The organism is Ichthyenterobacterium magnum (genome assembly GCF_003610635.1).
In the GTDB taxonomy this organism is placed as follows: domain Bacteria; phylum Bacteroidota; class Bacteroidia; order Flavobacteriales; family Flavobacteriaceae; genus Ichthyenterobacterium; species Ichthyenterobacterium magnum.
Map to the genome: position 1 here is coordinate 1,163,986 of NZ_RAQJ01000001.1, position 24,962 is coordinate 1,188,947.

Genomic DNA, 24,962 nt, shown 5'->3' on the forward strand with positions numbered 1-24,962 from the left:
AATAAACGATTAATCAATTAAAATATAGTAATATGAAAACAAAATTACTTGTACTTGCTTTCCTGTTTTCAATAATAGCAGAAGCTCAAATAACAAAAGCAGAAGTTTTTACAACAGGAACTAAATTATCCTTTTACCCAAATCAGTGTGGAAATACTATTCCTGAAGCAGCAGGAAAACTCACCTTTTGTGATAAAATTAATAATCTTGGAGTTGTAGAACGCAGTTATGGTTTAAACGATAGAGCTGTAGATTGCATGTTACCAAATTATTTTAATAATGATGAGGTGTATGTAACAAACAATGGTTTGTCAATAAGAAATACAGATGGTACTTGGGAAAACGTACCTAATATTGCTATACCACCTTCAACACCTAATTACACTTATATACCAACAATTCAAAATGGTTTGGTATTACCAGATGGTAAAGTAATTATACAAGCAACAAATGCTTCTTATGGGATTAATATTTACGATAGAGTATTAAAAACAATGACTAAAGTTAACTTTCCCAATAATAGATATCCATATTTGTTTGCTTATGATAGTGATAGAAGTTTAACTTGGATTATAGCTTATGGAGGAGGCGCAAACGGTCGTTATTTATATGCTTATGACGGAACAAATTTAACGGCTATACAAGAGCTAGTCGTTGCAGGAAATGTTAGTATTAGTTTAAGTGCATCAACTCTTATATATAAAAATGACCATCTTTATTTAGGAAGTAATAACGGATTATTTAAAATTAATATTACGGATTATATAACACCTAATATAACAACAACAGAATATAACTCTACAACAACACCAGGTTTGCCTTTTGATAGTGTTAATGATTTGCAGTTTGATACAAATGGCGATTTATGGTTGGCTCAGACTGTAGCAAATTCAGATGGAGGCATCGTGAAATTTAATATCACTAATGAAACCTACGATTTATACCAACTAGAACATTTAACTACTCCTGGTCTTAATTATGCGTTTCAAAATATAGCTTTAGACGAAAATAATACCATTTGGACTAATGCTTCATATTATTCAGGTATCATGGAGCTAACATTTAATGGAAATACTCCTAACTGGGATTTATTGTCTTCGACAGATTTAGAAACATTAGGAGTTCCTATAACGTATAATCCTAATAATATTTATTTCAGAAACAATCAATTCTATTTTACAACAACTGACTTTTCTAGTGGTTCTAATAATAACTTTGAAGTAATCATTAATAATGATGATTCATGGAGTGGAAGAAATGATAACGAAGAAGGAAATTTGTCTGAAAGGATGAATAGAAGGTTTACTAATAATATGCCAGATGCAAATGGTGGTGTTTGGTGGTTTAATGCTTATGATGATATTGTAGTACACAGAGATGCAGACGATAATCACCAATCTGTTTTATTAGAAAACATGACTTTTGCTGCAGTTGTAGACGTCGATAATAAAGCTATTGTTAGAGGCGGAAATCCTAATGAATTACGAAAAATAGATTTTCCAAATGCAAATTCTATTCAAGTAAATTATAATGAATCTAATGACATGAAGCGTGTTTTAGATCAGGTTTGGGTCTTTGACCGTGGAAACAAAAAAATAGATGCCTATAAAAATGATGTATTAGTGCATACCTATAATTTAGATGAAGATTGGTACCTCAATGCTTTTTATTTTGCTGTTGATGATAATGGAGATACTTGGTTTGTTAGAAACACAAGTGGTATAGAAATTAAAAAATTCAATACAACAACTTTAACATCTACTACTTATGATTTATCATCGATAGGAAGTTTAAGTACATTACGTAAAGTGGTGGCTGCGCCAAATGGAGGTGTTTGGTTTGTTGGTGCTTTAGGAGCTGTATATCAGGAAAATGGAGTTTTTTACCCATTTTTAAATGCAGACTATTCTGAATTATATTATTTAGTAGATATTGTTGTAGACATCAATGGCAAAGCCTACTTACTTAATAACGATAGTGCTTCAATAACTACTATCGAAAACCCAACAGATGCCAATCCAATATTAACTAATATTAGTATTGAAAACGAAAATACTGTGTTACCTTCATTAAATCATTATAGACCAGATGCTCTAACAATAGATAGCGAAGGCAGTATTTGGACTCATGCCTCTTTAAATGCCTTCAAATTAATTGATGGTGACTTAGCGTCAGAATATATTCCGCAGCCACAAACCCTAAATGTATCTAATGAGTTATTAAGTTTAGATGTTAGTATTTATCCAAATCCAACAGATGGTGTTATTTATATTAACACTAATCTTCTAACAGACAGCATTGAAGTATATTCAATTTTAGGACATAAAATCTCTGAGTTTAAAAACATAAATACTTTAGATTTAAAGGCTTATGTTTCTGGATTATATATTATGAAGATAAATATAGGTGAACGGACAATAAATAAAAAGTTTGTTATAAAGTAGTAGAGATGTACTTACTTGAAAAGGCTCATTGTTTAATGAGTCTTTTTTATTAAGTTATTTTTTAAAAATTAGATGTTACAGGAATATTTACAATAACTTTTGTGCCAATGGCATCATTGTTTTTATCGTATAAATCTTTAACATCAATTGTATAATCACTAGTATAGCTTTTAGAGAAATTAGCTAATCTTGCTCTAGTAATAGCAATACCAACAGACTTACGTTTGAGGAGCTTGTCTCTGTTTATTTTTTCAGATTGTTTTCTTCCTATTCCGTTATCAGTAACAGATATTGTAATATAATCTTCTGCTGTTTTATAAACATGGAGTCTAATTTTTTTATCATCTCCTTTTTTTGATGATAAACCATGCCACAATGCATTTTCTATAAATGGTTGTAATATTAATGTAGGCACTTTAATATTGCTAGTATTTATACCTTTATCGACACTAATTTTAAAATCAATTTCATTTGAAAAACGAATGTTTTCTATATTCATATATAGTTGCATGGTGTCTAACTCGTCTTCTAACGAAATTTCTTTTTCTGTTGATGCTACTAATATTTTTCTAATGAGTTTAGAAAATTTGTTTAGATAATAAACTGCATTTTCCTTTTCATTGTTAATAATATAAAGCTTTATAGAGTTAAGAGAATTAAAAATAAAATGCGGATTCATTTGGCTGCGCAACATGTCTTGTTCAAGCGTTAAAATCTGTTTTTCTTGCTTTAGCTGTCTGTTTCTATAAAGTGCAACAATAATGCCTCCAATAATTGTAAGAGCAAGCATTGAGTACCAAAATATTTTTTTATTACGTTCTAGTTTAGATTTTACAACTTCATTTTCACTTGCAAGTTCTTTTATCTGTTTATTTTTAGCTTCGTTTTCAAACTGTATAATAACATCGTTTACATATCTAAGATTACGTTGATTATTAATTGTTTTTTCTAAAGTAATAGCATTTTGGTAATTAAGTAATGCTAGCTCATGTTTCCCTTTTTTAGAGTAAAAGTCTGAAAGATGCTTTTTAGCTTCAACTACAGATGATTTTAAATTATATGTTTCACCAATTTCTAAACCTTTTTTAAGATTGGTTTCTGCATCTTCATCAAGATTTAATTCATTTTGAACCCAACCTAAGTTGATGTGTGAAGAAGCAATATAGAATTGATCTTTAAGCATTAACGCTTTTTTTAATGCTTTTTCAATCATGGTTTTTGCATCACTATAATTTTTTTGCTTGATGTAAATTTGACCAATACTATTGTAGCAAATCACCTTTCCTATATCAGAATTAATTTGTGTGTTATAATCTAAAGATCGTCTATAGTTTTTTAGAGCAAGATCTAAGTCGCCTTGAGCTTCATAAGCAAAACCAATATTTTGATAGTTAATAGCTAAGCCTAATAAATTGCCTGATTCTTTTTCTATAACTAACGATTTATTAAACTGTGTAATGGCTAAAGCATATTGTTCTAAAACCAAATAAATATTTCCCATACTGTTTTGAGAAACAGCAATGCTGTATTTTATATCGCTAGAAGGGGTTTTAATTGATTTAGCAATATCTAAAGCTTTGGTATGATAGTCTAAGGCAGGCTTTACAAGATCTAATCGTCTATAATCAACACCTATCATATTAAGAGTGATAATTTGTAGCTCAATATTATTAATCTTGCGTGCTAAAGCTTCTGCTTCTTTATGTGTTTCTATAGCCTTTTCATATAAAGAAACGTTGCGGTAAATATTTCCTAATGCATTTAAAGCGTAGCTTTCTGCATCTATATAATTTATAGATTTTGCTTTATTAGCTAAAGCTTTCATTTTTGTGCTATCGCGTTCAAAACTCGAAAATATTGAATCTAAAGTTTTATACTTTAAAGGTCTAGATTTAATTGTGGTTTCTAACTCAGTGTTGAAATCAGTTTTTTGAGCAGTAATTGATTGTGTAATACAAAAGCATAATAAAGTACAGAAAGCAATTAGTGCTTTACATTTATTATTGTATTTATTATAGCTTTTAAGGCAGAGCATGTTAGAGTTTTTCGAGAAAATCAGATTTACGTTGTCTCGCAACAGGAATTTTGTGATTTGATTGCATAACTACATAGCCTTCATTTTTTATAAACTCTTTTATCTTATTCATGTTTATAATATAAGAATTGTGAATTCTAAAAAAATAGTGTTCAGGCAAAATAGCATTTACTTCTTTTAATTTTTTTGTGACAACAATTTTTTGTCCATCTTCCATTATTAAAGTACTATAATTGCCATCAGATTCTACAAATAGAATATCATCAATATTAAGAAAAAGCAACTTGCCATCTGTATTTATGGTGATTTTTTTTTGATCAAACTTCTTATTAAAACTAAGAAGTACTTCTTCAATTTTTGATGAATTTGTTAATCTAGTATTATACTTCTTTATTTTTTTTATAGTTTCTTGTAGGTCATCTGAGTCTATAGGCTTTAATAAGTAATCTATAGCTTCGTATTTTAAGGCTTTAATAGCATACTCATTATAAGCTGTAGTAATTACAACAGCAAAATCAAGATTAGTGAGTTTTTTTAAAAACTGAAAACCATCCATAGTTGGCATTTGTATATCTAAAAACAAACAATCTAATGTGTTGTTATTAAGGTACTCAATAGCATCTTCTGGACTAGAAAATGTTTGGATGACTTCAATATCTGTGTTGAAATTAGCTAGTTCCCAAGATAAACTTTGAATAGCTTTAGGCTCATCATCTACAATTACGGCTTTAATCATAATTTCAAATATAATATATATTATATCTACTTAGGTTTAATATGTATAGTTAGTATTGTTTTCTGTATAAAATGTAATAATTACATTACAGATAATTGTTTCTATAGATAACTTACCAATTATACAATTTTTCATACCAACCATACAAATCATGCTAAACAGTTCATGTAATTTCATGATATTTGAATTATAAATTAAGAGACCTAGCCAATAAAAAGAAATTATGATATAGAGTGATCGTGGGGATTCACTTTTGATTAAATGCTATTAATCATACAAAAGTCAGGGTCAAACCTGACTTTTTTATTTTGCAACTATATTCTTCGTTTGTAGTTTTAGTTAGTTAAGTTAATTATTAGGGTAAAAAAGAGAGTTTAATAGCTCTCTTTTTTTATGTGATCTTTAATTGTTTTTTTAATCAATTTTCCTAGTAAACATCACTTGCAGACCTCATAAACATAAGATTAATCTTACTTATTTTTATGTTTTTTGAAAATTTTAATTAACTAATAATCAAGTGGTTATAATTATTTTTAACAAATCTTTTGTTTTTTTGATAATTCTTTAATTGTTAAAAACTTGTTGACAATGTTTATAAAATTGCCTTTCATTTTCGACTGTATTTTTGAATATTTGCTAGTCCCAAATCACACCAAATTTTTCAATTAATTATTATATAAAAACCAGTACATAATGTCTCAATTTACTGAACCAATTCTTCAAGAAAACAAAGATAGATTCGTAATTTTCCCTATTCAACACCATGATTTGTGGGAATGGTATAAAAAATCTGAAGCTAGTATGTGGACTGCAGAAGAAATTGATTTGCACCAAGATATCACAGATTGGACTGGAAAATTAACAGATGATGAACGCTACTTTATCAAACATGTTTTAGCATTTTTTGCTGCAAGTGATGGTATAGTAAACGAAAATTTAGCAGAAAACTTTGTAAACGAAGTACAGTATAGCGAGGCTAAGTTTTTCTATGGTTTTCAAATCATGATGGAAAACATTCATAGTGAAACCTACTCGTTATTAATTGATACTTATGTAAAAGACGAAAAAGAAAAAGCAATGCTTTTTAATGCTATTGAAACATTTCCTGCTATTAAAAAGAAAGCTGATTGGGCATTAAAATGGATTGAGTCTCCAAGTTTTGCAGAACGTTTAATTGCTTTTGCAGCTGTTGAAGGTATTTTCTTTTCAGGGTCATTTTGTTCCATATTTTGGTTAAAAAAACGAGGTTTAATGCCTGGTTTAACATTTTCAAACGAGTTAATTTCTCGTGACGAAGGTATGCATTGCGATTTTGCAGTACACTTACACGAGAATCACTTAGTAAACAAAGTGTCTAAGGAGCGTATTAAAGAAATTTTGGTAGATGCATTAAATATAGAAAGAGAATTTATTACAGAATCTCTTCCTGTAAGTTTAATTGGGATGAATTCAAAATTGATGTCACAATATTTAGAGTTTGTAACAGATGGCTTGCTTCAGGATCTAGGTTGTGAAAAAGTGTATAATACAGCAAACCCTTTTGATTTCATGGATATGATTTCATTACAAGGAAAAACAAATTTCTTCGAAAAACGAGTTTCAGAATACCAAAAAGCAGGTGTTCTTAACAAAGAAGAAGAAGAAAACAAATACGATTTTGGCTCAGATAGTTTCGACTTCTAAAACCAAAAAAACCAAAATAGAATTATTTTAATTGGCTTCGTGTTTCTTTAGTTGTTTCAATTTTAGTCTAAAGAATTTTACAACCAATTTTAATTTCAGTATAAAACCTAAATAATTAATTAACTACAACTCAGTTTACTACTGGTTAGTAGCAACCAACTAATCCCTTTTTCTGAATAGAGGTTTCAGAAAAACTAAAAAATGTGTAACGTATGTATGTATTAAAAAGAGACGGAAGAAAAGAACCAATCATGTTCGATAAAATTACATCTAGAGTTCGTAAACTTTGTTATGGACTTAATGAGCTTGTGGATCCAATTAAAGTGGCAATGCGTGTAATTGATGGACTTTATGATGGTGTAACAACTAGCGAATTGGATAATTTGGCGGCAGAACAAGCAGCAACAATGACAACAGCTCATCCAGATTATGCACGATTAGCAGCACGTATTTCTGTATCTAACTTACATAAAAACACAAAAAAGACCTTTAGTGAGGTCATGACAGATTTATATACCTATGTAAATCCAAGAACCAATAAAAAAGCACCATTATTAAGTGACGAAGTGTATAACGTCATTATAGATAATAAAGATAAATTAGATTCTGCAATTATCTATAACCGTGATTTTGGCTACGACTATTTTGGTTTTAAAACCTTAGAACGTTCATACCTTTTAAAATTGAATGGCGAAATTGCTGAAAGACCACAACATATGTTAATGCGAGTATCTATTGGTATTCACCTTAACGATTTAGATGCTGCAATTGAGACCTATGAGTTAATGTCTAAAAAATACTTTACACACGCTACACCAACATTATTTAACTCAGGTACACCAAAACCGCAAATGTCATCTTGTTTTTTATTAACAATGAAAGATGATAGTATTGATGGGATTTACGATACATTAAAACAAACCGCTAAAATTTCACAATCTGCAGGAGGAATAGGGTTGTCTATTCATAATATTCGTGCAACAGGAAGTTACATAGCAGGAACAAACGGAACAAGTAATGGTATTGTACCAATGCTTAAAGTATTTAATGATACAGCACGTTATGTAGATCAAGGTGGCGGAAAACGTAAAGGAAGTTTTGCAATGTACATAGAACCTTGGCATGCAGACATTATGAGTTTCTTAGATTTAAAGAAAAATCATGGTGCCGAAGAATTACGTGCTCGTGATTTATTCTACGCCATGTGGATGCCAGATTTATTTATGAAACGAGTGCAAGAAGATGGACAATGGACCTTAATGTGCCCTAACGAATGCCCAGGATTATGTGACGTGCATAGTGAAGAATTTGAAGCATTATATACCAAATATGAAGCTGAAGGAAAAGGACGTAAAGCCATTAAAGCACGTGAGCTTTGGGAGAAAATATTAGAATCTCAAATCGAAACAGGAACACCTTACATGTTGTATAAAGATGCAGCAAACCGTAAGTCTAACCAGAAAAATTTAGGAACTATACGTTCTTCAAACCTATGTACAGAGATTATGGAGTATACATCTCCAGACGAAGTAGCTGTATGTAATTTAGCATCGATTGCTTTACCAATGTTTGTTAAAAATGGTGAGTTTGATCATAAAGAATTGTTCAGAATCACAAAACGTGTAACAAAGAATTTAAATAGAGTTATTGATAGAAATTACTATCCTGTAAAAGAAGCTGAAAACTCTAATTTCCGTCATAGACCAGTTGGGTTAGGTGTTCAAGGTTTAGCAGATACATTTATTAAACTACGTTTACCATTTACAAGTGACGAAGCTAAAAAATTAAACCAAGATATTTTTGAAACCTTATATTTTGCAGCAGTTACTGCAAGTATGGAAGAAGCAAAAGTAGATGGCCCTTATGAATCTTATAAAGGCTCTCCAATTAGTGAAGGCGAATTTCAATACAACCTTTGGGGAATAAAAGATGAAGAATTAAGTGGGCTTTGGGATTGGGCAAAACTACGTAAGCAAGTATTAAAAAACGGTGTGCGTAACTCATTATTAGTAGCGCCAATGCCAACAGCATCTACATCTCAAATATTAGGGAATAATGAGTGTTTTGAACCATATACTTCTAATATTTATACACGTCGTGTATTATCTGGTGAATTTATTGTAGTAAACAAACATTTATTAGAAGACTTAGTAGATTTAGGACTTTGGAATGAAGATTTAAAGAACGAAATTATGCGTGCTAATGGATCTATACAAAATGTAGATTGCATTCCTCAAGATATTAAAGACTTGTACAAAACCGTTTGGGAGTTATCTATGAAAGATATTATAGATATGTCGCGCCAACGTGGTTACTTTATTGACCAATCACAATCACTTAATTTATTCTTAGAAGGTGCAACAATGGCTAAATTAACATCTATGCATTTTTATGCTTGGAAAAGCGGTTTAAAAACGGGTATGTATTACTTGCGTACAAAAAGTGCAGTAGATGCAAAGAAAGTAACTATTACAAGAGAAGTAAAAGCAGAACCTGTTGCTGAAGTTGCAGAAGTTGCTCAAGTTGATGAGACTATTATAGCACAACAAAAACAGCAAGCAGCTGTAAAGACAGCTGCTAAATTTGCTCAAGAAACGTCAACAAGTACAGAACCAATGACAGCAGATGAAATGAAAGCACTAATTGCACAAGCTAAAGAAGCCGAAGGCGATGATTGCTTAATGTGTGGTTCTTAATTTTATAATTAAATATTAAGTGTTAAAAAAGCTTCTCAGAAATGAGAAGTTTTTTTTATAAACCTATTTTAAGTTCACCATTATAATTTAAATTTTAATAGAAGAGAGCATACGTTCTTAAAAAGACTTACTAGTATTTTAATGCCATAAACTTGAGTTCAATTTCTTATACTCAGTTAATTTTAAATATTGTGTTATCTTGAGCGAAGTCTAAAGGTTTTTTAATCGGTTAATCTAAAAGAGATTCAACTGTATAATGACAAAAAAAAGCCTGCAAATTATTTTTGCAGGCTTTTAAGTTGTATTAAAATTATTATCTATTCAACAACAATCTTTCTAGTTGTTTTTCTTTCACCATCGGTTACTTTAACTAAATAAATTCCAGATTGAACTGTTGTTAAATCAATATTTTGGTTGAAGCTAGATGTGTTTTTATAAACGTTATTGTAAATAGCACGACCACGAATATCATAAACATTTACTACAATATCATTAGTTGATAATGAGTTTAACTTAATCGTAAATGAACCATCATTTGGGTTTGGAAAAATTGAAAATGTATCAAAATCATTGTCTTCAACAGATAAGTTAGAGTCAACACAAACTTCTAAAGACCAGGAGTTTAATGTTCCTGTATCTCCACTAGCATCATCAGTTACAGTTAAAATCCAATCACCTGTTGAGTCTTCACCATTTAAAGTTGATAAATCACCTTCAGGGATATAAGATCCTGTAAATGGTGCAGTTCCGCCAGTTATAGGGTTTGCTGCTTGTTGATCAAAAACTGTATTAATATAATCATCTCCATCATCTCCATTGTCTGAAGTTAATTCTACAATAGTACCTTGAGGGCTAGTTAATGTAATGTCTAAATCTGCATCCCAAGTATGTGTAATGTTTATGGTAGCGTTTACATCAGTGATAGGTCCTCCAGAAGCGATGTTAATTGTTGATGTAAAATCTCCAGTATTGTTTATAGCTACAGGAGTGCTGTTGCTTGGCGTTACACACGCAGGGCAATCATCACCTTGTACTACATTAATATAGTCTGTTTCAACCAGCTGGTCTGTACCGTTTGAATTTGTTACGTTTAGTGTAACATTATATGTTCCTACAGCTGCATAAGTAACTGTTGGATTTTGTTCTGTAGAAGATGAAGGTGTTCCACCTTCAAAAGTCCAAGACCATGATGTTGCAGCAGGAGCAGATTCGTCAGTAAAATTTACAGTGTTACCATTATCTAAACAAAGCGTTGTAGCATCTGCACTAAACATTGCTACTGGTGGACCTGGTAATTCTGGCAATGTATAGCCACAAGCTGTTAAAGATGTATGAATATCAATAATTTCTGATTGTGTATAAGCTAAATTTATTGCTGCTTGATATACTGCAACAGCAGCATCGTTTTGCCCTGTAGTTCCAGCAGTCATTCCTAAACCTTCCCAAAATATTTTATCCATACGTTGCTGACCAATTTGATCCCATATACCCATTAAGCAGCTCGCCCATATTTGACCATCTGTATGAATAGAACCAGTAAGACCACCTGGGTAAGTTGCTGTGTAATTGGTGATTCTTCCTCCCCAACATTCATTGTGTCCATCCCAATTAAACACCCAATTATATTGTGGGTCAGTAGATGTCCAATTACCAAGACTTCTGTTATAAGATTGTGCTACATAATCACCAGTACCTTCACCAAGTCCTTCAGCTCCACTATTACCACCATTAGTTACCCAATCGTGTAGCCCATGACCAAGCTCGTGATGTATTACATCTGAGTCTTCACCATCATCAACGCAGCCTTCTCCAAAAGAGAGCTGTCCAGTTCCTCCAGTATAATAAGATTGATCTGCACCTCCTGCACCATGAGGGTCAAACTTAACTCCTCCAGAATATTGATATGGCATTACATTACAACCCAATGTATTGTTTATGTAATCAATCATAAAATCAATATGATAATAAATGTTTACTGGTTCAAAACCTTGATCTTGTCTAGTAAAGTTAAATGTAGGTGAGTTTTGTGCAAACAAGCCCGTGTTAGGTGCGTCAAAATCAACAATTTGAGCACGAGGACCTCTTAAAGTATAAGTGCCTCCAGTTTGATCTATATCTCTTAAAGTAACACTAATTCTTGCATTGTTAAGCTCTGTAGAAGCAACATCATTATTGTCTACATAACCACCACCATAATTTACAGTATTAGAAGATAGTGGATCAGGGTTAAATACAAAACCTGTCCCATCAGCTGGGGCTAAAGTGTCATCTTGAGCGTTTTCATTATCTTCATTATAGTAGTTAGCCATATCAACTACTTTAAAAATCTCTTGTGTTTGTGCATCTACAAAAACATGCCATTCTCCCATAGGGTGGTTAGTAAGTATTGTTACCTCATGAGCTAATCGTTTTGTTTTTGGGTTAGAATAAACCATTAATCTATTAGCTTTATACATAACGTCACTTTGTACGTTTAAATAATTATAAGCTAGTTGATAAGCCGTATCTTCAGAAATGCTAGGTTGCGTATTTACTAAGCTAGAAGTATTGGTTTGAAAGCTATTCATAACAAATACGACTTTATTTTCTGGTGAAATAGAAATTGTTACCTCAGATTTGTTTACAGGATAGTTACCAATATATTGTCTATAACGAACAACTGAACCTGCATTTGTAGTTCTTGTAGCATGATGGCGTAGATTAGCTATTTCGTTAGACGGAATACCTAATTTTTTTGCTTCATGTGTTAAATAATGCATAGCCATTGCTTCTGGAGTTCCAGCTGGTACAGTGTAATTTAACCCATAAAGCGCTAATGGTTGACCTGTTTCAGTATCAACACGCATGTCGGTTCTTATTTTACTATTAATTTTCTCGTCGGCTTCAAGGCTTATTTCAAAAGACCTTTTTTTCATTGGCTTTTGAGCCATTAGGCTTAATTGACATAAGATTGTTACTAAAAAAAGAAGAGCATACTTGCTTTTTTTTAAGTTGTGTAGATGTGTTTTCACGATGGTTTTAGTTTACTATTAATCAAAAAATTTGCTGAATATACACATATTTAATGTATTACAAGCGACAATGATTAAGAAATAAAAAAAACTAAAATATATTTTATAAAAAGAGAGCTTTTAAAACAATTAGTTTTTTAAGTAATCAGTACGTAAATAGCTGTTATCTTTATTGTAAAACCAAGCTTTATTTTTATTTCACTGGTTCTATCTGATTTGTTAGGTGTTTTCATAACAACATTTAATAACCTCTTAAATGTTTCTTAGGTATCATTTAGATTGTGATATGCAATTGCTTTTTCTAGACGTTGCGAGCTAGTAGTCTTTTGATTAAATAATGAAGTGTAAAAACTAATTAAAACAAGTGTGAGTAGTATTCTTTTTATATTGTTAATAAAGCATAAAAATACTAAACAAAAAACCACCTCGATTGAGGTGGTTTAAAAAAACAATACTATTGTTTATTCTTCTTCTTTTTCAGGCGTTTTGTTTGCTTCAATTACAGTTTCATCTGTAACAGTTATAGTTGCAGGTTTAACCGAGGCATCATGAGATGTATTATACTCTTCTAAAAGACTCATTGTTGCTTTCAATAAATCTTTAGTTTCTAATAATAAACTAAAGTAGAGTGTTGTGTTTTTAGGGCTAGACTCTTCAGTACGTGTACGCTCTACTTGTTTTTGGATTTTAGAATTTATAACAGTAAATATATCTTCTTTGCTATTTAGTACATTCGCAATTTGCTCAAATGAACTTGAATCAAAAGCTGCTTTAGTGTCATTAAATAACACTTCTATAACATCATCAACTTCTTTAAGTTCTTTAATTTGGCTGAACTTAAGTTTTTTGTGGTTATTATTGATATGCTTATGACTTACTTTAGAAATGTATTCTAAAGATTGAGTCATATCTTGTAAGTAACCTAGTATATTAATATAGAAATTACTTGCTCCAATACTTGATTCATCTAAGTTCTTTATGAAATAGAAGATATTATCTCTTAAGTCGTCAACTTCATCAGATAATTTAACAACTTGTTTTTTATTCTTTTTAAGCATTGCCAAGTCTTGTTTTGCAAGACCTTTTATTGCGTTAGTATAAATTCTGTTACCACGTTTTACTACGTTTGCAATATTACTTGCGCTTTCGTGAATAACACCTTGTATTGAGCTGCTTTCAGCTCTTGTTAGGCTGTCTTCAGCTTTTACTTCTTTTGACTTTTTGTTATGTGCAATAGAGCTTCTAATTAATAATCCAAAAGCAGTTACCAATAAAATTGGGAACATAACATTTAAGTTTAAGTTTAATAAATAAGCTACTAGTGCAGCAGCAGTAAATGCGCTAAAGGCTGTAAAGAACCAACCACCAATTACATTAAGTACACCAGCAACTCTATATACTGCACTTTCTGCGCCCCAAGCTCTATCTGCTAAAGATGTACCCATTGCTACCATAAATGTTACATATGTTGTAGATAATGGCAGTTTGTATGATGTTGCTATAGAAATTAAAACAGCAGCAACCATTAAGTTTACAGCAGCTCTAACTAAATCGAAAGCAGGTAATTCGTGCACTTTGTCTTTTGATAAGGTAATTACTGGCGTTTCAAATTGTTTTTCAATTTTTGCTTGCCATGATTTAGGAAGCATATATGAAGACATTTGAGACATTAACATTGCAGATCTTACAAATCCACGAGATAAAAAGTTTGGTTGAAAACGCTCTTGTGTTTCTCCTTGACTTGATAAATCTAAAGATGTTTTTACAACACCTTTAGCTTTAGTTGAAAACCATAAGGTTAATACCATAATCATACCTGCACCAAATAATAACCAGTTATTTGTAGGTACTTTTTTAGCTAAAACTTCCATGCTAAAACTATCGGCAGCTAAACCAGAAGCGGTCCATTCTGTAAAGGCATTATAAGCTGCTACAGGCACACCAATAAAGTTTACTAAATCATTACCAGCAAAAGCTAATGCAAGAGCAAAGGTTCCTACAATAATAATTAGCTTGTATATGTTAGTTTTGGCAAAAGCTATTAAAACATATGATAATAATGACCAAAACACAGAACTCACTAATACAATTGGTAAAACTTGAGCTTCTAAAAAATCTTTCATAGTGCTTCCTCCAAGAATATCAAAAGATTCTTTAGCATATGACGTCCCTTTTAAGCCTTTCATAAAGATGAAATATGTAATCGCTGTTAAGGCAAATCCGCCAAATAATGCGCCAATCCAACTGGCTTTCTTTTCAAAATTATAAGATAAAAGTAATCTCGACACCCATTGTACTAATGCTCCAATAGAGAAGGCGACGACGACGGAGAGTAGAATACCAAATATAATTTGTGAAGCCTTTGAAGTGTTAATGTAGTTTATTACATCACCAAAGTTTCCGCCATCATGACCAATTTTTATTAAAGCCATAGCAACTGCAGCTCCTAATAATTCAAATACAATAGATACTGTAGTAGATGTTGGCATACCAACAGAATTAAAGAAATCAAGTAGTAATATATCTGTTATCATTACTGCCATGAAAATAATCATGATTTCATTAAACATAAACTCACTAGGATTAAAAATTCCTTTTCGAGCAACTTCCATCATACCACTTGAGAACACAGCTCCAACTGCAACACCAACACTGGCAACAATCATAATGGTTTTAAATGAAATTGCTTTAGACCCAATTGCAGAATTTAAGAAATTTACCGCATCATTACTTACACCAACAACCAAATCAGCAATGGCTAAAATAGCTAAGGCAATAATCATATATAAGTATATATTTTCCATAATTTAATTTAAAATAGTTTGCAAATATCTGTTGTCTTTTTCTTTAAGGTGTTACCTAATTGTTATGTTTTAAAAATGAATGTCAAATTGTAATCTGTACATTAATTCATTATTACCATTTACATTTTCTAAATGGCTAATATCTGTTTGTACTTTTAAACTATGTCCAACAATATATTTAGACACACCTAGAGTATATTGATTTTGAGTATTCTTACCAGTTATGTTTTTGTCAAGTTCAATATTGGTATAGCGTCCAGTTATTTCCCAATTATTTTTACATAAATAACCAGCTTGTAAATTAAGACCATTACCAACTTGAACAATATCTCCTGTTAATGTACCGTCAGAGTTTTTTGCAAAAGGATCATCTGCATCTCTGCTTGCGTATTCTCCCATAAATGAGAATCCTTTGTATTTAAACATAGCATCAACAAACAATGTTGTAATGTTAGTTTCATAAAAACCACCATCATCATCAATTCTCATATAAGAGCCTTGGTTACTTCTATTTTTAACAGCGTTATTATTAAAATCGTAAGTTGCAGCTAATACAAATTTGGGGTTTTCTTCACGATTTAAAGCGCCACCTTTATAATCTCCTTTTCCTGAAAATTTACCAAAAGGTAATAACTCTATTCTACCAGTATATTGATGACCTCCAAGATTTCCAGTTGTGATATTTCTTCCTTCACCTTGAGAGATTGAAATCATTTCTCTAACCAAAAACTTATCTGAAAGATTAAAATGATGTCTTAATTGAATCCCTAAATCACGATCTATATTAAACCTACTATTTAAAAGTGAGCGATCTACTAATTGAAGATTTGCTGATGAAACAACACGTTCTCTATTACCAGGAAGTTTTGTTTGACCAAACCATAGTTCAAAATTTTCATGAAAATTCCATTTCATAACAGCATCTAAGATGTAACGAGGTGAATTGCTTGTAAATTCTGAAGCGCCAGAGATATCTCTATTAGATAATCCTAATTCTAATTTGTATTTAAGTTTTGGTGTAAATGCATAACCATCAAATTTTAAACGAGAACGCCTTACTAAAAAGTTAGCTTCATTGCTTTCGTTTTTCTCCCAGTTTGAAATGGCTAAAAATTGCATTCTTGCACCAATTTTCATGGTCCAAGTACTGTCTTTACCAACTAGGTTAAAAAGACCTTTTCCAAATTTTGGAGCTTTGGTTTCTTGTGCGTTAATTATAGAAAATGCAAATAATGCAAGTGCAGTAATTGTAATCTTAAGTTTCATTAATAGTATTAGTTTTTGTCGCTGCAAATAACCAACTCTAATGTTAACTTAATGTTTCCTAATTATTAAATTTTAGATATAAAAAAAAACTGCCTTGGCCAGAGGCAGTCATTAGAATTCATGATAAATAGTCGACAAAAACTAATAGATTATACGAAACTAATATGTTTTATAATCATTAAATATTCACCATAAGGGACTCTTAGTGATATTGGCGAATCTGTATTTGGGATTACTCCTCCGTGAAGTGCTACAATTGTTGCTGTCATTTTTTCTGGGTTGGTTTCATTAATTAAATAACGTAATATTAAATGTGCAGATAAATAATCTCTTTGAGGGTCAGAAATGTATAATTTTATTCGACGTTCATTTTCAGAGCAATCACTACAATTAACATACAAATTATTTGATTTTAATATTGAAGAAGCGCCAATATTACGACTGTCTATGTCTAAAGGATTTTCTATTAATGTTGGGAAGCATATTTCTGGTTTCTACACCATTTTCAATATACTTATATTCTCCAACCAATTCATCAAAATAATGTTCAAAACCATCATATACCATAGTTTTTTTGTAATGTTATCGTTAATGAATTATTACCATCGGTATAAACCCATGTTCCCATAAATTTATTTAACTCATTATTTAAATCTTTAAAATAAGTGCCATTTGATTTATTATTAAGACTTTCATCTAGTGCAACTATTGGGCTTTGTGCTTTACATGATAAAGTTAAAAGTAATGCGATGATTATAATTGTTATATGTTTCATATAAAACAGAAAGCATAAAATCTTTTAGAGAGTATTTTTATTGTTTAATCATCAAATATTCACCATAAGGAACTCTTAACGATGTTGGCGAATCTGCATTTGGGATTACTCCTCCGTGAGTACTTATAATTGTAGCTGTCATTTTTTCTGGATTGGTTTCATTAACTATATAACGTAATATTAAATACACAGATAAATAATCTCTTTGAGGATCTGAAATGTATAATTTTATTCGACGTTCATTATCTAAACAACCTGTGCAATCATAATTTTGACCTGTAATTATATATCCACCACCTATATTTTTGTTTCCTGCGAAAGAAATCTCAGATGGTAATGGTATTGTATTGATTATTTCTATACCGTTTTCTACATATTTATATTCCCCAGATAACATATCTCTATAATTTGAACGAACAGCAACTTGTTCTCTTTTTTCTAATTTTATAATTAAAGAATCATTTCCATTGGTGTAAACCCATGTGCCTACGAATTTATTAAATTCATTGTTTAAGTCTTTATAATAAGCACCAATGGGTGTTGAATTTCTAGATGCATCTATACCTACTATTGGGCTTTGTGCTTTACATGATAAAGTTAAAAGTAAAGCGATGATTATATGTGTTAAGTGTTTTTTCATTATGACTATTTTTAATTACAAGGTGTTTTAATAACTGTGGTGTTAGATAATGTTAATTTATCCCATGTTTCTGCAACATTTGGGCCAGGATTAGTTTGATTCATTTCATATAAAGATACACCTAAATCATTATCTTCAATAAATTTAAGTAATGCTACTTGATACTCGTAGGCAGACCCATTTGTACCATCTCCATCATCACCAGCATAAGCTTCACTCATTTCATTTCCAAAGTCTATCCAGTCTTCTTCATTCGCTTTTAGAGCTTCTAAGCTACGTAATTTAGAAATATCATCTATTTTAATAGCGTAGGTATGCTTTATATCATTTTGTATAACAACTAATACTGAGACAAAAAGGGCATCACCATTTAGGTTGTTGTTATTAAGAAATGTATTAGCAGTATATACATCTCTAATTTTTAACACAGAATACAAATCATCATGGGAAAACATAGGTATTGCTTTACCATTATCTGGATGAATATGTACTGTACCAAATTGAAATGGGTGTAAAGGAAAATATACATGTTGGTTTTCAACAGCAGGAAAATGATGCGCATATGCTCCATACTCAGGATAGTTTCCTCTATTATAAAATCCAAAACCATATTCCCAGTTTCCATCTAAATCCATATTTATAGTAGCAATTCGTGTATTTGTGTTTTCGCCATCTGAATTTTCTGGATGACTATCTTGAGTATAAGGGTTAATTGATCCTGGTGGCGGACTAGATGTGAGCTTATTAAGTTCTTCACAATTTTTTGAGTCAGTATCATCATTATTGCCTCCTTTAATAATAATACCGCCTATATCACCAACACAATTGCCAGTAGCATCTAGTTGTAGTCAGTCTTCATTCTCTGCTTGTGAACTATCATTAGGGTTGTCATTGTTGCCATTGTCATCTGGATTGGTGTTTGGGTTGGTTGAGCTTCCGTCACTACTGCCACCACCTCCAATAGGGTTACCATAATCGTCAATAAGAGAATCATTTGGGTCAGTAGGATTAAATCCACCACCTCCATTTTCTGGACACTCAATAAAGCTAGAAACCTGATAAGGCTCTGCTACCCAACCGCCTTCGTTCACTAATTTACAATTTGCACCATTTTCAATATCTTTGGCTGTATGTTTTTCGCTATATCCACATATAGGTGTAATAGTTACCCATTCGTGACAAACACCATTATCACCTAAGCGTTGAAAAATTGTATTTGCCCAATCTTGATCTTGCAAAATGGTATAAGTAACTTTATCATCTAAATTAATAAGTTCATTATTTTGTATTTGTGTTTTTTCTTCTTCAGTAATATCATATGCAACTAAATAGGCTAAATAAGTGCCATCATTTTGTAAACTTAATAGTACATTCTCTGTTAGTCCATTTTCTTCAGCTCTGTTTACCAAAAAAGTATATGAATGATAGGCGCCATATTCAATATAATTAGCTACATCTGTGTCAATAGTGAAATCAAGCTCTGGGTTATAGACTTCTCTTAACTGTATATTTGAATCAAAGGAAATAGGTTGACGAACGATTGATTTAATTTTATCTGAGAGTGCTTATTTTCAGAAATTGGAGGATTATCAATACGCTTAAGTGTAAAACTTGGTGAACTGCTTATGACCGTTGAAGGGTTACTAGTATTAATATTTTCTTTTTCACAGTTAGTAAAAAAAGCAATAACTCCAAAGAGTAAAATACTTAGTTTGATATAGTTTTTGAAATGGTGTTTTTCATAAGTTTAAAATCGGTATTAAATTAACATAATAATTTATTATGTGATTTATAGTTGTTTTATGAGAGGTTAATAAAAAAAGCGCAATCCCTTACATTGCGCTTTTCTTTCCTAAAAATAACTAACTAAAAAAAATTAACAATAACGTTAATACATATTATAGCCACTGCACATATAATTAAGCTAATGATAAAAAGTCTATCTAAAAGACTTTGTTTGTTTTTCATTGTATTCATTTTTAAAACATAGTTTTTTCTTTTGAGAATATTAAATTTTAAAAAAAAAAGCTCTGAATTAATTAAAATCCAGAGCTTCAAATTCTCCCTAAGAATTAAATTAATAGCATGATATTAATCTTATTATGACTAACATGATGTAAAATTCGACAATAAAGCAACACCAAACAATACGTAGTTCTACGTATTTTTTAATTTTAAACACATAAGTGGTTGTAAATCAAGATTATAAAATTTATAAAAAAGCAGAAAAACATAAAAAAGCTCTAGATTTTTTTAAAACCCAGAGCTTTAAACCCTTAAAAACAAGGGGAATTGATTAATAGCAGTGTAAATATCGTGATAAAAATAGTGCAAATCAATACGTAGTTCTACGTATTTTTAGAGAGATAAGTTTCATTTTCTTTAGCATATAATATTATGCTTGTTGCTTTTGAATCTAAATTTAGCTTGCTTCTAATATGGCTTTTGTGTTTTTCTACAGTTCTATATGAAACAAACAATATTTCAGAAATTTGTTTGGCTGTTTTATTTTTTGCAATAAGCTGCAACACCTTTTTTTCGGTTTTAGTAAGTAATTCTAAAGCTTTTGGAGCCTGATCAAGCTCTAGGTAAGTAATTAATTCTGGACTGAAATATGAAGTTCCATTTAATACAGAAGTAATGCAGGTTTCAATTTCGTTTAAAGCAAACTCTTTTAAAACATAACCACATACATCTAAAGCTTTAGCGTCTTTATAAATAGCTTCACTCTTTTCAAAAGTGATAATAATAATTTTGGTTTTAAAACCTTCTTCTTTACAAATTTTGGCAACTTCTAAACCGGTTAAGTAAGGCATTTGAATATCTAAAATTGCAATATCAGGCTGGTGAGTTTTTATTAAAGAAAAAGCGTCTTTTCCATTTTTTGCACTTGCTAGAACATTAAATTCTTTTTCTAAAAGAAAATCGTTTAATCCTTTAAGTATAAGTGGATGGTCATCGGCAATAATTATAGATGCTAACATTGGGCTATTAATAAGAGGGATTTAATTATAAATATAAGATATTTTATAAGTTTATAAAAAAAATCTTACAATTTTAAGTATAAATATTTCTTTTCATAATCAATAATGGCTTTTGCTTTTTTTAATACATCGGCACCAATAATTCCATCTACAGGTTTTGAGTTGTGCGTTGTAAGTGCTGTGTTTACATGCGTTAAATTAAATAAGATTAAAGCAATTTTGTCTTGTTTCCATTTCCCAATTTTTAAAGTGTTTTTTTTAGAAATTTGAGTGTCCATATCTGTTGCTCCAGCTCCAGCTGCTTTAATTTTTGAATCATTCGCTTTTAGATTAAAAGTTTCAATAGCTTCAAAACCAACACAAGAACTAGAGGCACCTGTATCTAAAATAAAAAGACCTTTAATGCCATTTATGGTTGCTTTAATTTCAAAATGATTTGTTCTTGTAAGTCTCAATTTAACCTTAGTATAGTCCCTATTTAGTAGAAATTCTTGCAAAGTTTCCATAACATGTTTTTTTTACAAATATAGTCCTATAAAACAATTATTTTTGTTTCATGATTATTACAGACACACATACACATTTATATAGTGAAGCTTTTGATAAGGATCGAGGCGCAATGATTAATAGAGCCTTAGAAGCAAATGTTAAGCGATTTTTTATTCCGGCAATAGATTCTAGTTATACAAAAGCTATGCTTCAATTAGAAACTGATTTTCCTGAGCATATTTTTTTAATGATGGGATTACATCCTACGCATGTAAAAGATAATTATCTTGATGAATTGAATCATGTAGAAGGCATGCTAGCTAAAAGAAAATTTTATGCAGTAGGTGAAATTGGTATTGATTTATATTGGGATACATCTACCTTAGAAATCCAGAAGAAAGCATTTAAGCACCAAATACAATTAGCCAAGCAATATAAACTGCCAATAGTGATTCATTGTAGAGAAGCTTTTGATGAGATTTTTGAAGTTTTAGAAAGCGAAAAATCTGAAGATCTTTTTGGGATTTTTCATTGCTTTACAGGCACTCTAGAGCAAGCACAAAAAGCACTATCATATAATATGAAACTTGGTATTGGAGGTGTTGTTACTTTTAAAAACGGAAAGATAGACCAGTTTATAAATCATATAGATTTAAGACATATTGTTTTAGAAACAGATTCACCTTATTTGGCACCAAAGCCATACCGTGGAAAACGAAATGAAAGCTTATATATAAATAAGGTGATAGAAAAACTATCAGAACTTTATAAGTTGTCAGAAGAAAAAATTGCCGAAATTACAACTCAAAACTCAAAAGACATTTTTAAAATATAATTATGGCAACACAACAACCTAATATTTTGCTTATTTATACAGGAGGAACTATCGGAATGATAAAAGATTCTGATACTGGAGCATTAAAGGCTTTTGATTTTGAAAACCTTCTTATTCGTATTCCTGAGTTAAAGTTGTTAGACTGTGATATTAAAACAACATCTTTTGCTGAGCCTATAGATTCTAGTAATATGAACCCTAAGTTTTGGGTTCAAATCGCAGAAATTATTGAGTCTAATTATGATGCCTTTGATGGTTTTGTTGTTTTACATGGTAGTGATACTATGAGTTACTCTGCTTCAGCATTAAGCTTTATGCTAGAAAACTTAACTAAGCCAGTAATATTTACAGGGTCACAATTACCAATAGGTGATTTACGTACTGATGCTAAAGAAAATTTAATTACATCAATACAAATGGCTTCACTACAATATAAAGGTAAGCCTGTAATTAGAGAAGTCGGCTTGTATTTTGAGTATAAATTATATAGAGGCAATCGTACAATAAAATTAAATGCAGAACACTTTGAAGCGTTTGAGTCTTTAAACTATCCACATTTAGCAGAATCTGGAGTACATTTAAAAGTGTATAAAGAGTATTTGTTTCAACCAAATACGAGAAAGAAATTCAAGCTTCATAAAAACTTTGAAACAGACATTATCTTAATTAAACTGTTTCCAGGGATCTCTAAATTTGTCTTAGAAACATTACTTAATGTACCACATATAAAAGGTGTAATTATAGAAACCTATGGCGCAGGCAATACAACTACAGAGTCTTGGTTTATAGATTTGTTAAAACAAACCATAAAAAGAGGAACTCCAATTATTAACGTTACACAATGTTCTGGTGGAAGTGTGATTATGGGACAATATGAAACAAGTACACAATTAAAATCAATAGGAGTAATATCTGGTAAAGACATTACTACAGAGTCTGCTATAGCAAAGTTGATGTTTATGTTAGGCGAAAACATATCTCATAAAACCTTTAAAACCCTATTTGAGACACCACTTAGAGGAGAAATGTCTTAAAAAAAACAATTATAAATTTTAGCATTCAAATTTTTTTCTAGTTATTTGGCTTCGCTTTTTAAAGCAAAAGACTAGAGAGGTGGCCGAGTGGTCGAAGGCGCACGCCTGGAAAGTGTGTATACGCCAAAAGCGTATCGAGGGTTCGAATCCCTTCCTCTCTGCAATTGATGATTAAAATTTTTGCATTAGATAAAATAACGTTAAACCTTTGTCTACAATGAAAATTTTATTTTTTAATTACAATTTTTTTATATCTTTAACACTTTAACTAATAAAATTAAGAACAAGAACGATGAAAAGACTATTTTCTATCCTAGCCATAGCAGGAACAATGGCATTTGGAACTGTTAATGCTAATGCATACACTACGACAACAACTGCAACTACAACAGTTGTACAATCAGCTGAAGAGCCTACTGAAGAACTTGGTTTTCACCAAGAATTAAAGAAACGTTTTATTGAAGGTGGACCTGGTTTCATGGGAATTGTATTGTTATGTCTTATATTAGGATTAGCAATTGCGATTGAAAGAATTATCTTTTTAAATTTAGCCACAACAAACACTAAAAAATTAACTCAAAATGTTGAAGACGCTTTAGCATCTGGAGGAATTGAAGCTGCTAAAGAGGTTTGTAGAAATACAAAAGGACCTGTTGCTTCTATTTTCTACCAAGGATTAGATCGAGCAGATGAAGACATTGATGCTGCAGAAAAAGCAGTAGTTGCTTACGGAGGTGTACAAATGGGACAATTAGAGAAAAACGTTTCTTGGATTTCTTTATTTATCGCATTAGCACCAATGCTTGGTTTCATGGGAACTGTAATTGGTATGATTCAAGCCTTTGATAAGATTCAAGCTGCAGGAGCTATGGACGCAACTTTAGTTGCTGGTGGTATTAAAGTAGCACTTTTAACAACAGTATTTGGTTTAATTGTAGCAATTATTCTTCAAATATTTTATAATTACATTATTGCAAAAATCGATAGTATTGTAAATGATATGGAAGATTCGTCTATTACTTTAATGGACATGTTAGTTAAGCACAAAAAATAATTAGTAACAGCAATAATTTAAAAAATTATGATATACAAAATATTAAAAATAATTTTAGCTGTTCTAGGATTAGCAGGTATAGTATCTCTAATTAGCATTGTTTCAAAAGGAGACGATGCAATTAAAGCTGCTGCTGTTGATGGAGATACTGCTATAGTTGAACCCTTAGCGATGATTGCTTATGTAATCCTTTTTGTGGCAATAGCTTTTGTAGTGATTTTTGTTATAAAAAACTTGCTTACAAATACTAGCTCTTTAAAAAGTACGTTAATAGGTTTAGGTGCCTTTTTAGCCGTATTGCTTTTAGCATACGTTTTATCAGGTGGAGACCCAAGAGCTTATTTTGAAAACGGAATTCAAGTTTCTGATGGAACATCACATATGGTTGGAGCTGGCTTAGTAGCATTTTATGTGTTAGCTGTTCTGGCATCTGTTTCAATTTTATTATCAGGAGTTAAAAAAATGATTAAGTAATT

Annotated in this window: 19 protein-coding genes, 1 tRNA gene and 1 pseudogene; 8 read left to right on the top strand and 13 right to left on the bottom strand. The window is 30.9% G+C overall.

From position 1 onward, the window contains the following. Positions 1-32 precede the first annotated feature (32 nt). On the top strand, positions 33-2,444 hold the full coding sequence (locus BXY80_RS05505; protein ID WP_120200198.1) for a T9SS type A sorting domain-containing protein: 2,412 nt from the start codon (positions 33-35) through the stop codon (positions 2,442-2,444). A gap of 61 nt (positions 2,445-2,505) precedes the next feature. Here the strand turns inward: BXY80_RS05505 and BXY80_RS05510 are convergent, their stop codons facing one another. Genes BXY80_RS05510 through BXY80_RS13905 form a run of 3 tightly spaced genes read right to left on the bottom strand, consistent with a single transcriptional unit; the run spans position 2,506 to position 5,392 of the window. Then, positions 2,506-4,479, bottom strand: a complete 1,974-nt coding sequence (locus tag BXY80_RS05510; RefSeq protein ID WP_120200200.1) for a tetratricopeptide repeat-containing sensor histidine kinase — start codon at positions 4,477-4,479, stop codon at positions 2,506-2,508. Position 4,480: 1 nt separating this feature from the next. Beyond that, a complete protein-coding gene (locus BXY80_RS05515; RefSeq protein ID WP_120200201.1) occupies positions 4,481-5,215 on the bottom strand; it encodes a LytR/AlgR family response regulator transcription factor in 735 nt (244 codons plus the stop codon). Positions 5,216-5,251: 36 nt separating this feature from the next. After that, positions 5,252-5,392 carry a hypothetical protein gene (locus tag BXY80_RS13905; RefSeq protein ID WP_162843270.1) on the bottom strand — a complete coding sequence of 47 codons (141 nt, stop codon included), beginning with the start codon at positions 5,390-5,392 and terminating at the stop codon, positions 5,252-5,254. A 516-nt stretch (positions 5,393-5,908) separates the two neighbouring features. On the opposite strand from BXY80_RS13905, the gene BXY80_RS05520 reads away from it, so the two are divergent. Together BXY80_RS05520 and BXY80_RS05525 are read left to right on the top strand one after the other, a co-directional pair. Further along, a complete protein-coding gene (locus BXY80_RS05520) occupies positions 5,909-6,898 on the top strand; it encodes a ribonucleotide-diphosphate reductase subunit beta (protein ID WP_120200202.1) in 990 nt (329 codons plus the stop codon). A 212-nt stretch (positions 6,899-7,110) separates the two neighbouring features. Then, entirely contained in the window at positions 7,111-9,594 is a 2,484-nt protein-coding gene (locus BXY80_RS05525; RefSeq protein ID WP_120200203.1) for a ribonucleoside-diphosphate reductase subunit alpha, read from the top strand. Between the two features lie 317 nt (positions 9,595-9,911). On the opposite strand, the gene BXY80_RS05530 is transcribed toward BXY80_RS05525, so the two are convergent. From BXY80_RS05530 to BXY80_RS05575, 10 genes and pseudogenes are all read right to left on the bottom strand, one after another. Continuing rightward, on the bottom strand, positions 9,912-12,524 hold the full coding sequence (locus BXY80_RS05530) for a proprotein convertase P-domain-containing protein (protein WP_120200205.1): 2,613 nt from the start codon (positions 12,522-12,524) through the stop codon (positions 9,912-9,914). Between the two features lie 542 nt (positions 12,525-13,066). Then, positions 13,067-15,409 (bottom strand): inorganic phosphate transporter, encoded by a 2,343-nt coding sequence (locus BXY80_RS05535; RefSeq protein ID WP_120200206.1) that lies wholly within the window; start codon positions 15,407-15,409, stop codon positions 13,067-13,069. A gap of 69 nt (positions 15,410-15,478) precedes the next feature. Then, entirely contained in the window at positions 15,479-16,675 is a 1,197-nt protein-coding gene (locus BXY80_RS05540; RefSeq protein ID WP_120200207.1) for a porin, read from the bottom strand. Positions 16,676-16,824: 149 nt separating this feature from the next. Next, complete coding sequence (locus BXY80_RS05545) at positions 16,825-17,160, bottom strand: DUF6705 family protein (RefSeq protein ID WP_394340460.1); 336 nt, start codon at positions 17,158-17,160, stop codon at positions 16,825-16,827. Further along, positions 17,111-17,450, bottom strand: a pseudogene (locus tag BXY80_RS14110) (DUF6705 family protein). Before BXY80_RS14110 ends, BXY80_RS05545 begins: the two are co-directional and overlap by 50 nt. A gap of 37 nt (positions 17,451-17,487) precedes the next feature. Next, positions 17,488-18,090: a DUF6705 family protein gene (locus tag BXY80_RS05555; RefSeq protein WP_120200212.1), complete on the bottom strand. Its 603-nt coding sequence runs from the start codon at positions 18,088-18,090 to the stop codon at positions 17,488-17,490. A gap of 11 nt (positions 18,091-18,101) precedes the next feature. After that, complete coding sequence (locus tag BXY80_RS05560) at positions 18,102-18,725, bottom strand: hypothetical protein (RefSeq protein ID WP_120200214.1); 624 nt, start codon at positions 18,723-18,725, stop codon at positions 18,102-18,104. A gap of 213 nt (positions 18,726-18,938) precedes the next feature. Continuing rightward, a complete protein-coding gene (locus tag BXY80_RS05565) occupies positions 18,939-19,499 on the bottom strand; it encodes a hypothetical protein (protein ID WP_120200216.1) in 561 nt (186 codons plus the stop codon). A 939-nt stretch (positions 19,500-20,438) separates the two neighbouring features. Beyond that, positions 20,439-21,074 (bottom strand): response regulator transcription factor, encoded by a 636-nt coding sequence (locus BXY80_RS05570; RefSeq protein ID WP_120200217.1) that lies wholly within the window; start codon positions 21,072-21,074, stop codon positions 20,439-20,441. Between the two features lie 65 nt (positions 21,075-21,139). Then, a complete protein-coding gene (locus tag BXY80_RS05575) occupies positions 21,140-21,580 on the bottom strand; it encodes a retropepsin-like aspartic protease family protein (protein WP_120200219.1) in 441 nt (146 codons plus the stop codon). A 50-nt stretch (positions 21,581-21,630) separates the two neighbouring features. Between BXY80_RS05575 and BXY80_RS05580 the strand changes: the two genes are divergently transcribed. From BXY80_RS05580 to BXY80_RS05600, 5 genes are all read left to right on the top strand, one after another. After that, positions 21,631-22,398: a TatD family hydrolase gene (locus tag BXY80_RS05580; RefSeq protein WP_120200220.1), complete on the top strand. Its 768-nt coding sequence runs from the start codon at positions 21,631-21,633 to the stop codon at positions 22,396-22,398. A gap of 2 nt (positions 22,399-22,400) precedes the next feature. Next, entirely contained in the window at positions 22,401-23,432 is a 1,032-nt protein-coding gene (locus tag BXY80_RS05585; protein WP_120200221.1) for an asparaginase, read from the top strand. 73 nt (positions 23,433-23,505) lie between these two features. Then, positions 23,506-23,593: transfer RNA gene (locus BXY80_RS05590), tRNA-Ser, on the top strand. A gap of 131 nt (positions 23,594-23,724) precedes the next feature. Next, positions 23,725-24,486 (top strand): MotA/TolQ/ExbB proton channel family protein, encoded by a 762-nt coding sequence (locus BXY80_RS05595; RefSeq protein WP_120200223.1) that lies wholly within the window; start codon positions 23,725-23,727, stop codon positions 24,484-24,486. Positions 24,487-24,513: 27 nt separating this feature from the next. Then, a complete protein-coding gene (locus tag BXY80_RS05600; RefSeq protein WP_245977163.1) occupies positions 24,514-24,960 on the top strand; it encodes a hypothetical protein in 447 nt (148 codons plus the stop codon). Positions 24,961-24,962: the final 2 nt, after the last annotated feature.

Bases quoted from the DNA above. Each gene is read 5' to 3' on its own strand.
- BXY80_RS05505 (WP_120200198.1), top strand. From the start codon at position 33: ATGAAAACAAAATTACTTGTACTTGCTTTCCTGTTTTCAATAATAGCA.
- BXY80_RS05540 (WP_120200207.1), bottom strand. From the start codon at position 16,675: ATGAAACTTAAGATTACAATTACTGCACTTGCATTATTTGCATTTTCT.
- BXY80_RS05555 (WP_120200212.1), bottom strand. From the start codon at position 18,090: ATGAAAAAACACTTAACACATATAATCATCGCTTTACTTTTAACTTTA.
- BXY80_RS05575 (WP_120200219.1), bottom strand. From the start codon at position 21,580: ATGGAAACTTTGCAAGAATTTCTACTAAATAGGGACTATACTAAGGTT.
- BXY80_RS05595 (WP_120200223.1), top strand. From the start codon at position 23,725: ATGAAAAGACTATTTTCTATCCTAGCCATAGCAGGAACAATGGCATTT.
- BXY80_RS13905 (WP_162843270.1), bottom strand. From the start codon at position 5,392: ATGAAATTACATGAACTGTTTAGCATGATTTGTATGGTTGGTATGAAA.
- BXY80_RS05560 (WP_120200214.1), bottom strand. From the start codon at position 18,725: ATGGATTTAGATGGAAACTGGGAATATGGTTTTGGATTTTATAATAGA.
- BXY80_RS05535 (WP_120200206.1), bottom strand. From the start codon at position 15,409: ATGGAAAATATATACTTATATATGATTATTGCCTTAGCTATTTTAGCC.
- BXY80_RS05580 (WP_120200220.1), top strand. From the start codon at position 21,631: ATGATTATTACAGACACACATACACATTTATATAGTGAAGCTTTTGAT.
- BXY80_RS05520 (WP_120200202.1), top strand. From the start codon at position 5,909: ATGTCTCAATTTACTGAACCAATTCTTCAAGAAAACAAAGATAGATTC.
- BXY80_RS05525 (WP_120200203.1), top strand. From the start codon at position 7,111: ATGTATGTATTAAAAAGAGACGGAAGAAAAGAACCAATCATGTTCGAT.
- BXY80_RS05600 (WP_245977163.1), top strand. From the start codon at position 24,514: ATGATATACAAAATATTAAAAATAATTTTAGCTGTTCTAGGATTAGCA.
- BXY80_RS05515 (WP_120200201.1), bottom strand. From the start codon at position 5,215: ATGATTAAAGCCGTAATTGTAGATGATGAGCCTAAAGCTATTCAAAGT.
- BXY80_RS05530 (WP_120200205.1), bottom strand. From the start codon at position 12,524: ATGGCTCAAAAGCCAATGAAAAAAAGGTCTTTTGAAATAAGCCTTGAA.
- BXY80_RS05585 (WP_120200221.1), top strand. From the start codon at position 22,401: ATGGCAACACAACAACCTAATATTTTGCTTATTTATACAGGAGGAACT.
- BXY80_RS05570 (WP_120200217.1), bottom strand. From the start codon at position 21,074: ATGTTAGCATCTATAATTATTGCCGATGACCATCCACTTATACTTAAA.
- BXY80_RS05510 (WP_120200200.1), bottom strand. From the start codon at position 4,479: ATGCTCTGCCTTAAAAGCTATAATAAATACAATAATAAATGTAAAGCA.